The sequence below is a fragment of the Colwellia sp. MB02u-6 genome, assembly GCF_014077095.1.
Taxonomy (GTDB): domain Bacteria; phylum Pseudomonadota; class Gammaproteobacteria; order Enterobacterales; family Alteromonadaceae; genus Cognaticolwellia.
In genome coordinates, this window is the sequence record NZ_JACGVG010000025.1 from 210163 (window position 1) to 223436 (window position 13274).

Annotated in this window: 6 protein-coding genes; all 6 read left to right on the plus strand. The window is 39.7% G+C overall.

Annotated features, from left to right (window positions below; translation table 11 throughout):
- Positions 1 to 18: 18 nt before the first annotated feature.
- Positions 19 to 2481, plus strand: coding sequence for a glycogen/starch/alpha-glucan phosphorylase (locus H4J46_RS02240; RefSeq protein WP_182231938.1), 2463 nt, complete (start codon positions 19 to 21; stop codon positions 2479 to 2481).
- Positions 2482 to 2549: 68 nt separating this feature from the next.
- Positions 2550 to 3821, plus strand: coding sequence for a glucose-1-phosphate adenylyltransferase (gene glgC / locus H4J46_RS02245; protein WP_182231939.1), 1272 nt, complete (start codon positions 2550 to 2552; stop codon positions 3819 to 3821).
- 255 nt (positions 3822 to 4076) lie between these two features.
- Positions 4077 to 6320 carry a 1,4-alpha-glucan branching protein GlgB gene (gene glgB / locus H4J46_RS02250; RefSeq protein ID WP_182231940.1) on the plus strand — a complete coding sequence of 748 codons (2244 nt, stop codon included), beginning with the start codon at positions 4077 to 4079 and terminating at the stop codon, positions 6318 to 6320.
- A gap of 262 nt (positions 6321 to 6582) precedes the next feature.
- Entirely contained in the window at positions 6583 to 8235 is a 1653-nt protein-coding gene (locus H4J46_RS02255; RefSeq protein ID WP_182231941.1) for an alpha-D-glucose phosphate-specific phosphoglucomutase, read from the plus strand.
- A gap of 137 nt (positions 8236 to 8372) precedes the next feature.
- Positions 8373 to 9971 (plus strand): glycogen synthase, encoded by a 1599-nt coding sequence (locus H4J46_RS02260; protein ID WP_182231942.1) that lies wholly within the window; start codon positions 8373 to 8375, stop codon positions 9969 to 9971.
- Between the two features lie 311 nt (positions 9972 to 10282).
- Positions 10283 to 12991 carry a M14 metallopeptidase family protein gene (locus H4J46_RS02265; RefSeq protein ID WP_182231943.1) on the plus strand — a complete coding sequence of 903 codons (2709 nt, stop codon included), beginning with the start codon at positions 10283 to 10285 and terminating at the stop codon, positions 12989 to 12991.
- The last annotated feature ends 283 nt before the right edge of the window (positions 12992 to 13274 follow it).

The window sequence follows — 13274 nt, forward strand, 5'->3', positions numbered from 1 at the left end:
AATAGGATGTACTGATTGATGAATAAAAAAAATACTCAATGTGAAATTACTGCATCGGATGGTAGTGTTCTGATGAATGAACACACCTTTTCAGAAGACTTAGCCCGACATTTTCATTTTTCATTAGGTCGTGACAAGATGCAAAAGTCGCACTTATATCTTTATAACGCGCTCGCCATCACTATTCGTGATCGTTTAGTGGCGCAATGGCGAGCAACTAGAGAATCTCGAGGTCATCAGCGCCGTGTGGGTTATATTTCATTAGAATTTTTAATGGGCCGCACACTTAATAACGCTATTTTAAATTTAGATTTAGATGATACCGTTCGTGATGCTTTAAAAGGTTATTGCTGTGATTTAGAAGATGTTGAACAAGCAGAGCATGACGCTGGCCTAGGTAACGGTGGTTTAGGACGTTTAGCGGCCTGTTTCTTAGATAGCTGTGCAAGTTTGTCTTTACCCGTTATAGGCTACGGTATTCGTTATGAATACGGCATGTTCAATCAAGAAATTAAAAATGGCGCGCAAGTTGAGCATCCTGACAATTGGTTACGTAATGGTAATCCATGGGAAATTGCCGCACCTGAAAAAACCATCAGAGTTAAATTTTTTGGTCATGTTGATGTGATTAAAGAGCGCAATGGGCAGCAGCATCGCCAATGGAATAATACTCAAGATGTGCTTGCCGTACCTTATGACATGCCGATTCCTGGCTATCAAAATGGTATTGTTAATACCTTAAGATTATGGAAGTCTGAAGCGACAGATGAATTTGATTTAGAAGAATTTAACGCCGGTAGTTATACTGAATCGGTCGCTAAAAAGAATCTAGCTGAACAAATCACTATGGTACTTTATCCAAACGACAGTAGTGAAAATGGTAAAGAACTGCGCCTAAGACAACAGTACTTTTTATCTTCAGCATCCCTGCAAGATACGATTAATAGTTATGTTGAAAACTGTGGTGACAACTTTGATCAATTTGTTGAACTGAATAGTTTTCAACTCAACGATACCCATCCAAGCATTGCTGTCGCTGAATTAATGCGTATTTTGATGGATGACTATTTTATGTCATGGGATGACGCTTGGAATATTACTTCACAAACAATGGCGTACACCAATCATACGCTATTACCTGAAGCGTTAGAGAGGTGGCCTGTAAGTTTATTTGCTAAGCTAATCCCGCGTATTTTAGAAATTATTTATGAAATTAATGCCCGCTTTCTTCAACAGGTTGCTGTTGCATGGCCTGGAAATTCGAGTAAGCAACAAGCAATGTCATTAATTGAAGAAGGCCATGAACCACAAGTACGTATGGCACACTTAGCGATTGTGGGTAGTTATTCAGTTAATGGTGTGGCGGCTTTGCATACTAAACTGTTAAAAGCCGGACTATTTAATAACTTCTACCAACTTTGGCCTGAAAAATTTAATAATAAAACTAATGGTGTTACTCCACGCCGTTGGTTATCTCATTGTAATACCAGTTTAGCTAAACTTATTTCAAGTAAAATTGATAAAGGCTGGGTTGCTGATTTTGCTCATGTAGCTCAATTAAGTAAATTTGCTGAAGAGCACGCTTTTCAAGAAAAATGGCGAGCAAGTAAACAGGCTAATAAAGCTGTTTTAGCTGACTATGTAGAACAAGCAACAGGTGTTAAGTTTGGTGTTGATATGATGTTTGATGTGCAAGTTAAACGTATTCATGAATACAAACGTCAACTACTGAATATTTTGCATGTTATTGGTTTATATGATCGTATTCGTAAAGGCGATACCGCTGATATTACACCACGTTGTGTTCTTATTGGCGGTAAAGCGGCTCCAGGCTATGTTATGGCCAAGGAGATCATTAAACTGATTAATAATGTCGCTGACACCATTAATTTAGACCCTAAAGCCGCTAAGTACTTAAAAGTTGCTTTTATACCAAATTACAATGTTTCTGCGATGGAAATTATTTGTCCTGCAACCGACTTGTCTGAGCAAATATCAACGGCAGGTAAAGAAGCCTCGGGTACGGGTAACATGAAATTTATGATGAATGGTGCGCTAACCATAGGGACATTAGATGGCGCAAACATTGAAATTAGAGATGCGGTTGGCGCAGAAAACTTTTTCTTATTTGGCGCTCAAGCTCATGAAATTTCAGCTATTCGAGCAAATTATCAACCTAACGACATTATCGCTAATTCCGCAACGTTATCGGCGGTAATGCACTTGTTAGAAAGTGGTCACTTTAATTTATTTGAACCCTGTATTTTCGATTCAATTATTAATGCTATTCGTGACCCGCATGATATGTGGTTAACCGCTTATGATTTTGACAGTTATTTTCAAGCTCAACGCCTTGTCGATAAAGCTTATAACGATCAAACCTTGTGGACCAAAATGAGTATTTTAAACACTGCGGCTAGTGGTGTGTTTTCGAGCGATCATACGATTAGGCAATATCGAGATGAAATATGGAAGCTTTAGTGATTTACTTACTTAATAAGTAAAACGCTATTTCTTGAACGTTAATTAATGTTTATAAAGGACAAGTTATGCCCAATAATGTAGAAAGAAGAATAAGTAATTTAACAAAAGAGACTTACGCGTTGATTTTGGCGGGGGGCCGAGGTTCACGATTGTATGAATTAACAGACAAAAGAGCTAAGCCAGCAACATTTTTTGGTGGTAAGTTTAGGATCATCGACTTTCCTTTATCTAATTGTATTAATTCAGGCATTAGGCGCGTTGGTATTGCAACTCAATATAAATCACACTCGTTGATTCGTCATATCAACCGTGGTTGGGGACACTTTAAAAAAGAATTAGGTGAGTCAATTGAAATTTTACCGGCATCGCAGCAAAAGGGTGATGGTTGGTATTTAGGCACGGCAGATGCTGTTTTTCAAAACATTGATATCATTAGACATGAATTGCCAAAATACGTCATGATTTTATCAGGTGATCATGTTTATCGTATGGATTATGGTCCATTACTGGCCGAGCATGTTGCTAATGAGGCTGATATGACCGTTTGTTGTATTGAAACCTCGGTTGAAGAAGCCGCGGGTCAGTTCGGTGTAATGACCGTTGATGAAGACAGTCGTGTTTGTCGATTTGATGAAAAACCGGCCAATCCATCTGAAGTGCCTGGTAAACCCGGTGTTACCTTAGCGTCAATGGGTAACTATGTTTTTAATACTGAGTTCTTATTTGAGCAACTAGAAAAAGATGCCGCAGAAGCAGGCTCAAGTGGCGATTTTGGTAATGACATTATTCCTAAAATAATCAAATCTCATCGGGTATTTGCTTTTCCATTTAAAGACCCTGATAGCGAAAAACAACCTTACTGGCGTGATGTAGGTACTTTAGATTCTTTTTGGGAAGCTAATATGGAATTAGTTGAGCCTGAGCCTCAACTTAATATGTACGATGAAAACTGGCCTATCTGGACTTTTCAAGAACAAACCGCCCCAGCTAAATTTGTTTTTGACCAAGACAATCGTCGTGGTATAGCGATCGACTCTACAGTATCTGGCGGCGTTGTTGTCTCGGGTGCTACTGTGAAACGCTCTTTGTTATTTTCAAAAGTAAGAGTTAACTCTTATTGTGACATTGATGAGTCGGTTGTTTTACCTGGGGTTATTATTAATCGCAACAGTAAAATTAAAAAAGCCATTATCGATCGAAGCTGTGTTATTCCAGAAGGTATGGAAATTGGCATAAATCATGATGATGACCGTGCGAATGGCTTCAGGGTTACTAATAAAGGCGTGGTTCTAGTCACTAGAGATATGCTTGAAAAACTAGAGAAGCCTACTAACTAGTTAGTGATAAGCAGGATTAATTTAACAGGTAATTTCTAATATAGATGAAATTACCTTAGTTATTATCAATTTTACTTAACTTTTATAGCAGTTTATACATGTTAGTTTGTCATGAATTATCGTGAGTAAACTTTAGATTTTATTTTGATTAATTACAATTAATCTCTTTTTTTTTAATGATTTATTTTAAAGTCATGAAATCTAGGTTGGTAAAAGTAATCACATAAAGAGTTAACGATATACTAGGAAGACACAATGAATAACCTAGCAAAAAGCTTGTTAGATAACGAGTTGGTTAAAGCAATAGTTAATCTACAACATCAAGATGTTTTTTCTGTCTTAGGCATGCATAATCACCCAACAGTGAGCGGATTAATTGTGCGAGCTTTTTTACCTGAGGCACTCAGTGTCGAGGTAATCGATAGCAAAAATAATAAATTGGTGGCAACACTAAATAGAGTTGATCAAGCTGGACTTTTTGAAGGAAAATTAGGTCGAAGAAGAAATACATTTGATTACCGTTTACGCGTTTATTATAAAAATGAAAGCATTATTGTCGATGACCCATATCGTTATCCCTCTTTATTAACGCAACAAGACTTATACCTTTTTTGTGAAGGTACTGACGAACAAACCTATCAATGGATGGGCTCGCATGAAGTTACAGTAGATAATGTCCAAGGAACACATTTTGTTTTGTGGGCGCCTAACGCGTCTCGTGTTTCTGTAGTGGGCGATTTTAACTTTTGGGATGGTCGACGTCATGTCATGCGCAAACATCTAAGCTCTGGCGTTTGGGAAATATTTCTCCCTAATGTTGCTGCTAATGCCAGTTATAAATACGAAATAGCCGATCAAAACTTTCAAATTCAACCTTTAAAAGCCGACCCCTATACTTTTTCTATGCAACTTGCCCCTGAAACTGCGTCGAAAGTTATGCAAAATAGTGACTATCAATGGCAAGACGAGCAGTGGATAAATGAACGCGACACGTCATCTAATCAATATAATGGCGCGGTTTCTATTTACGAAGTGCATTTAGGCTCTTGGAAAAGAAACCAAGAAAATAATGTTGATCATACGCACGCACCGAATTATTTAACTTACCGTGAATTAGCTGAGCAATTAGTGCCCTATGTTGTAGAAATGGGCTTTACCCATCTGCAACTTATGCCGGTAAGTGAATACCCTTTTGATGGTTCATGGGGTTATCAACCGATAGGACTTTTTGCACCTACGGCACGTTTTGGTAGTAGCGATGACTTTAAATTTTTTGTTGATTGTTGTCACCGCGCAGGTATTGGTTTGCTACTGGATTGGGTACCGGGACATTTTCCAACTGATGAGCATGGTACGGGTCAGTTTGATGGCACTTGTCTTTATGAACACGAAGATGTTCGCAAAGGTTTCCATCCTGATTGGCAGACCCTTATTTATAACTACGGTCGCGCAGAAGTACAAAGCTATTTGATCAGTAATGCTATTTATTGGTTAGACCAATTTCATATTGATGGCTTACGCGTTGATGCCGTTGCCTCTATGTTGTATTTAGATTACAGCCGAGAAGCGGGCGAGTGGTTACCTAATATTCATGGCGGCCGAGAAAATTTAGAAGCGATTGAATTGTTACAACAGGTTAATACTCGCTCTTATGCCAAACATCCTGGTGTTATGATGGTTGCTGAAGAATCAACTGCTTGGCCCGGTGTGTCTAAACCGGTTGACGCTGGTGGTTTAGGCTTTGGCTTTAAATGGAACATGGGTTGGATGAATGACACGTTAAAATTTATGGCTCGTGATCCCATTCATCGTCAACATCATCACAGCGAAATGACCTTCGGCTTAGTTTACAGTTTTAGTGAAAACTTTGTTTTGCCTATTAGTCATGATGAAGTCGTGCATGGTAAAGGCTCACTACTCAATAAAATGCCGGGCGATGATTGGCAAAAGTTTGCCAATTTACGCGCGTATTACGGTTTTATGTGGACCCATCCTGGGAAAAAATTATTGTTTATGGGCTGTGAATTTGCTCAACGTGAAGAATGGAATCATGACCAAAGTTTAGATTGGCATTTACTTGAGCATGCTAATCATAAAGGCGTACAAACGCTGATTAAAGATCTTAATCACATTTATCGAAATATTTCAGCGTTACATGAGCTTGACTGCGATAATAACGGTTTTGAATGGCTAGACTCACAAAATAATAAACAATCAATCTTGATTTATTTAAGAAAAGGGCAAGCAGGCACAGCACCCGCTTTAGTTGTTGTTAATTTGACACCCAGCAGTTACGAAAACTTTTGTGTCGGTGTGCCTTTGTCAGGTTTTTATCGAGAATGTTTAAACACTGATAGCAGCAACTATGGCGGTAGTAATATCGGCAATGGCGGCGGTGTCTACTCAGTAAATGAGCCTTACGCAGGTCAAGAAAACCTACTTATTATGTCTGTTCCTCCTTTAGCGACCATGATTTTTGAATGGCAAGCAAAAGACTAAGTTGCCGTCATAAATTGATGGGCTGTTATCATTACTTTCTGGTGATGACGAGTGATAATGTAGCTTTGGGCAAGTGTTTTGTAGGTCGGACTTCAGTCCGTCAACCGTTAAGCAGGACATTAATATGCTGGGCGAAAAAATTATAGCGATTTTTTTCGACCAGCATTGATAGCAGAGCAGACAAATTTTATTTAACCTGATGGACTAAAGTTTAATCTACAGGTGATTCTAGGCAAAGACAGATTATTTTTAAGGGTAAGTTATGACCACTGAGCAAGTAAAGCAAAGCAAGCAAATAAAGACTCAAGCATTTACCGATCAAAAACCTGGTACTTCGGGCTTAAGAAAGAAAGTGACTCAATTCCAGCAAACAGGTTACTTGGAAAATTTTGTGCAAGCGGTCTTTAATACCATTGCGCCTTGTACTGGCAAAAAGTTGGTATTAGGCGGAGATGGACGATTTTATAACCGTGAAGCGATACAAGTGATTATCTGCATGGCGGTGGCCAATGGATTTACTCATATCTTGGTCGGTCAAGGCGGCATTTTATCAACACCGGCCGCCTCTTGTGTGATCAGAAAAAACCAAGCCTGCGGTGGTATTATTTTATCCGCTAGTCATAACCCTGGAGGACCAGACGAAGACTTTGGGATTAAATTTAATGGCGAAAATGGTGGACCTGCGCCTGAAAAATTAACTGAGGCAATTTTTCAACAAACCTTATCTATGGAGCAATACCTGAGTATTGACGCTACTGATATTGAACTTGACCAACTAGGTACAGTGCAAATAGCACAGTGTAAAATTGATATTATTGATCCCGTTAATGATTATGCCGATTTGATGGAGTCGATGTTTGATTTTACAGCTATGAAACGCTTGCTTACACAAGGCGATTTTCGTCTATGTTTTGATGCCATGCATGCGGTTAACGGCCCTTATGCCAAAGAAATACTTGAAAAACGTTTAGGTGCGCCTGCTGGCTCTGTCATTAATGGTGTGCCATTAACCGACTTTGGTGGTGGTCATCCTGATCCTAACCTAGTGCATGCTCATGAGCTTGTAGCTTTATTATATGGTGATGACCCCTTTGATTTTGGCGCCGCCTCAGATGGTGATGGCGATCGCAATATGGTGTTGGGTAAGCAGTTTTATATTAATCCGTGCGATAGTTTAGCAATATTAACGGCCAATGCTAATTTAATACCGGCTTACGCTGAAGGTATTGCAGGTGTTGCTCGTTCAATGCCAACCAGCAGAGCGGTTGATCGAGTAGCCAAAGCGATGAATATACCCTGTTATGAAACACCAACCGGTTGGAAGTTCTTTGGTAATTTATTAGATGCGGGTAAAATCACCTTATGTGGTGAAGAAAGCTTCGGTACGGGTTCTGATCATATCAGAGAAAAAGATGGTTTATGGGCGGTATTGTTTTGGTTGAACTTAATCGCAGTAAAAAAACAGCCAGTCAGTGAAATTGTTAAAAATCATTGGTTGCAATATGGCCGTGATTATTTTACTCGCCATGATTATGAAGCGGTTGACAGTGACAATGCGCATGAAATGATCCGTCAATTTAAGGCCAAAATTGCAGATTTACCTAGTCAGGTATTTGCAGGTGTTAAAATAACTTCTGCAGATGACTTTCAATATATTGATCCCGTCGATAAGAGTAAAACTACTGAACAAGGCGTTCGACTTTATTTAGAAAATGGTGGACGTATTGTTTTCAGGCTTTCAGGTACAGGTACGCAAGGGGCTACTTTAAGAGTTTACTTAGATTGTTACCAGCAGGATCCCGCGCTGTTAGCACAAGAAACACAGCAAGCCCTTAGTAAGTTAATTCAAGTAGCAGAAACGGTAGCAGGCATTAAACAATTTACCGGCAGAGAAAAACCTGATGTGATCACATAACGTTGATAATGTGCTTGCAATTACCTACTAAAATTAGCTTTATAGTTAGTGTGTTAGCATATTTTTTAACTATAGAGCTATAAGCATATTACTGAAAAAAACAACCAACAATATAAGAACAAATGAAAGGTATTGAAATGAAAATATTAATGGCGGCGGCAGAAAATGACGCTTTACCACGCGGAAAAGTCGGTGGTATTGGTGACGTAGTTCGAGATATTCCACTCGCTTTAGCCAAAATAGGTCAAGAGGTTGATGTGGTCATGCCAGGTTATGGTAGCTTTTCTAAGCTTGCCGGCGCCCAACATGTGACGGCATTAGAGGTTATGTTTGGTGGACAAGCGCAAACCGTTGATATTTTCAAAATTTCATTAACACCATCGCCAACGACTGTGTCAGGCAATTTATCAGTCACGTCAGCAAAAAAAGTGACGCAATGGGTGATTGAACATCCTTTGTTTGCCATTGGTGGTATTGGTGAAATTTACTGTAACGACCCCAGTAATCGACCTTTTGCGTCTGACGCCAGCAAGTTTGCCTTATTTAGCGCAGCGGTGGCTAAAGCGATTATTAGTGATGTTTTTGGTAAAATTGATGTAATACACTTACACGACTGGCATACCGCTATGGTGTCAGTATTGCGTGCTTACGACCCTCAATATCAAGCCTTAAAGGCCATTAAAACCGTTTACACCATTCACAATATAGCACTGCAAGGTATTAGACCCCTTGATGGCGATGAATCATCATTAAAGGCTTGGTTTCCTGATTTAGCTTTCGATGAAAGCCAAATCAAGGATCCTAGATACCACAACTGTTACAACCCGATGCGCTCTGGCATTAATCTGTCAGATAAAGTCCATGCAGTGTCACCTACTTACGCCAAAGAAATATTATTACCCAGTAATGATCAACATGGCTATTATGGCGGTGAAGGTTTAGAAAATGACTTGCGCCATGCCGCTGACTCAGGAAATTTGCAGGGTATATTGAATGGTTGCGAATACCCAGATAAAGTCAATGTTCGCCTTAACCCAAAAGATTTAATGACGCTTTGTGAACAGGAAGTTATGAAGTGGCTAGCCGATAAGCCTTTAGTTGATAACGCACATTTAATCGCGATCACGCGCTTAAAACAACTGGCCGCGAAAAAGCATAAAAAACTGCCTTTAGTGTTAACGTCAGTTGGACGCATTACCGATCAAAAGGTACGGCTTTTTCAACAAGTCATGGCCAATGGCGAAACCGCGTTAGAGCAGTTATTAACCCTATTGTCTGATCAGGGTATTTTTATCTTATTAGGCAGTGGCGATAATAAGCTAGAAGCGTTTTTAGCCCAGGTAGCCTCGAAGCATAGTAATTTTATTTTCTTAAAAGGCTACTCAGAAGCGTTATCGATAAGTATGTATAATTCCGGCGATTTATTCTTAATGCCAAGCTCATTTGAACCTTGTGGTATCAGTCAAATGTTGGCAATGCGAGCAGGGCAACCCTGTTTAGCGCACAGCGTAGGTGGCTTGAGTGACACAATAACCGATAATGTAAACGGTTTTACCTTCAATGGCGATAATCCGCTACAACAAGCTGAAAATATGCTCAGCCGTTTTCAGTCGGTATTAGCAATAAAACAAAAAAGCCCAAAAAATTGGACTAAAATATCAACTAATGCTTTTAAATCAAGATATTTGTGGAGTGATGTTGCATACGACTACCTTAAACATTTATACCGTAATTAAGCCTGTTATTGCACCTTAATCTGTTTTCTTTGTTGAGCGCTAAAACGGTATAGTGAAGGGGGTATATATTATATACATAGCCACTTCACTAAGTGCTTTCAGTGGCTATAGGTTAAAGCACTTCATGTCAGCTAAAAATTTTTAAGGGTTTTAGTTTTAGCGACGAGTTATGGGGTCAGAAGGGCATTCAGCTGATATTTAATAAATTTCATCGATAAATTGGCTACTTAGGCTATTTTTCGCGTAGTATTTTCGTTAAGTCGACACACTTAACTTCTGAGCTTAATTCAGACTCATGAACGAGAAATAATATGCTAAAAAAATGCTCCCCATTACTTTTTTCACTCCTGATCAGCTTTGTTTGCTCGTTTACACTTTTAGCCAATAGTACCGAGCAGATGTGGCCTGGCAGTGAATATGATAACTCAATACCGACTTTTACCGACGTTTTAGGTTATGACGTTGGCGAAAAAATTACTCATTATGGTGATATGCTGCGCTACTTTGAAGCGCTTGAACGTGCAGCGCCCAAGCAAATTAAATTATTTGAATACGGTCGTACATGGGAAGGCCGTAAGCTTATTTATGTTGCCATTGGTAAAAGTGATGTTATTGATAATTTAGATGATTTTGCCAATAAAATGCAAAAGCTTTCTGATCCACGTATCACTGATAAAGAGGCAGCAAAACAGTTAATTGCTCAACTGCCTGCTTCAGTATGGTTAGGCTATGGCGTTCATGGCAATGAAATTAGTAGCACTGATGCGGCGATGATGACCGCTTATCATTTATTAGCCGCGCCCAATGAAGCGACTAATCGTAAAATTTTAAAAAACACCATTGTTTTTATTGATCCTTTACAAAATCCAGACGGACGCAGCCGATTTACCAGTCGCTATTACGCCACGGTGGGCATGCAACACAGTGCTGACAGATTAAGCGCCGAGCATAACGAACCTTGGCCAAGTGGCCGTTCAAACCATTATCTATTTGACATGAACAGAGATTGGTTAGCGATAACGCAACCTGAAACCGCAGGCCGTATTCGTGTGATGAATCATTATCGGCCATTAGTGGTGATTGACTTACATGAAATGGGTGGTGACAGCAGTTATTACTTTTCACCTGCTGCACAGCCTTTTAACCCACACATGACGCAAACTCAAATTGATAACATGACCGCTATTGGTAAAAACCATGGCAAACATTTTGACCGCCTAGGTTTTGATTATTTTACCCGTGAAGTCTTTGATGCTTTTTACCCAGGTTATGGTGATAGTTGGCCAACATTTTATGGTGCGTCAGCGTCAACCTATGAGGTTTCTTCTGCAAGAGGTGAGCTCTTTAAAAAGCAGACCGGTGAAACTTTAACCTATAAAAATACCGTTCAACGCCATTTTATTGCTTCAATTTCTACAGCGGAAGGCGTTGCTGAGCATCACGATAAATTACTTAATGACTATTACAATTATCAAACCAGCGCGATTGCAGCAGGCAAAAAAAATAAAAAAGAACGGGTCTATATTTTACCTAACCGGAGAAATGTCGCAGGAGGTCATCGCCTTGCAACACTGATGGCCCAGCATGGCGTTGAAGTAAAACAAGCCGATCATGCCTTTAAACAGTGTGGTAAAAGCTATCAAGCCGGTGCTTATTTTATTGATACGGCTCAGCCTAAAGGTCGCTTTGTTACCACTACCTTTACTAAGCAAGTTGATATGGCACCAGCATTTGTTAAAGAGCAAGAGCGTCGACGCGCAAGAAAGTTAGCCGATGAAATCTACGATGTTACGGGTTGGTCATTACCGCTTATGTTCGATGTTGATGTTGACACCTGTTCGAAAACCGTGAAAGTCACAAGCCATAGGGTTAAAAGTGATGACCCACTTATCGGCAAAGTGATTAATCCTGACGCTAGCGTTGCCTATTTGGTGTCTTGGGGTGATATGGCCGCTGGTCGATTTTTAACTGCAGCACTGCAGCAAAACATTATTGTTAAAAGCGCGGATAAAGCTTTTACTTTAGCTGAACAAGCATATAATGCCGGTACCTTGATCATCGAAAAGCGTAGTAATGACGATGACTTAGCGACGAAAGTGATGGAAATAGCCAAAGCTTCAGGCGCGCAAGTTAAAGGGGTTAATTCAAGTTGGGTTACTCAAGGCCCCAGTTTTGGTAGTAGCAATACCATTACCATGACAGCACCCAATATTGCTATGGCATGGGACGAACCCGTGAGTTCGCTAAGTGCAGGTAATACTCGCTTCGTTATTGAACGTCAGTTTAATTACCCCGTAACGGCGATACGTACCAACACGCTTAAAAGTGCCAACTTATCAAATTACCAAGTGCTTATTTTACCTTCTGGTGACTATAAAGAGTTGCTGGGCATCAGTGGCGCTGAAAATATCAAGCAATGGGTAAAGCGTGGTGGCGTATTGATCACACTGGGTAGTGCAACGCAATTTGCTGCAGAGCATGATATTGCCTTGTTAGATGTCAAAAGAGAACGCGCGTTTAAAGACAATAACGACGATAAATCAAATGTAGTTAAAGAGGTTAAAGAAGTTGAAGGCGAGTCTATGGTTGACGGGCAGTTGTTTAGCACTAAAAATGCGCTAGTGACAGCCAGTGAAAATCCAAAAGAAAAACCTGACTTTGTTGCTGGTGTTTTGGCTAATATTGAAGTTGATCAAGAACATTGGCTAACAGCTGGGGTGCATAACAAGCTTACCGCTATTGCCTATGGCAGCGATATATATGCGCCGATAAAACTAGCGTCAGGTAAAAACCTTGCTTGGTTTACTGATGCAGAAAATGTGTTAGCAAGTGGTTATTTATGGGCAGAAAATAAAAAGCAATTGGCTTATAAACCTTACCTTATTCATCAACCTATGGAACAAGGCATGGTGATCGCTTTTACTCAAGAGCCTACCACTAGAGCATATTTAGATGGGCTAAATATTATGTTAATGAATACTATTTTCAGAGCCGCAGCCCACGCTAGGCCATTGAGATAACAGTTACATGGCTCTATAGCTAGTACAACTATAGAGCCATGTATTTACCTCTTAGCGAGGTTAAGTCGGGCTTATTAAAATATCAACAGCCCTGTATTAAAGTAAATTTTATTAAAGCGACGAAAGTCGCTTTTTTTCATCCTGATTTTTTTCGTTATATTACCTGCGATACACTTGAGTTAGTCACTCAGTTTCAAGTTATAAATACTTGTTTAAAACTTGAAACTGCCGGCCTTTATTCTGCAGCATAATTAGTAATCAGTAATCAGTAATCAGTAATCAG

What these genes read in the sequence shown, in the direction of transcription:
- H4J46_RS02255 (WP_182231941.1), top strand. Translation starts at nt 6,583, where the DNA reads ATGACCACTGAGCAAGTAAAGCAAAGCAAGCAAATAAAGACTCAAGCA.
- H4J46_RS02240 (WP_182231938.1), top strand. Translation starts at nt 19, where the DNA reads ATGAATAAAAAAAATACTCAATGTGAAATTACTGCATCGGATGGTAGT.
- glgC (WP_182231939.1), top strand. Translation starts at nt 2,550, where the DNA reads ATGCCCAATAATGTAGAAAGAAGAATAAGTAATTTAACAAAAGAGACT.
- glgB (WP_182231940.1), top strand. Translation starts at nt 4,077, where the DNA reads ATGAATAACCTAGCAAAAAGCTTGTTAGATAACGAGTTGGTTAAAGCA.
- H4J46_RS02265 (WP_182231943.1), top strand. Translation starts at nt 10,283, where the DNA reads ATGCTAAAAAAATGCTCCCCATTACTTTTTTCACTCCTGATCAGCTTT.
- H4J46_RS02260 (WP_182231942.1), top strand. Translation starts at nt 8,373, where the DNA reads ATGAAAATATTAATGGCGGCGGCAGAAAATGACGCTTTACCACGCGGA.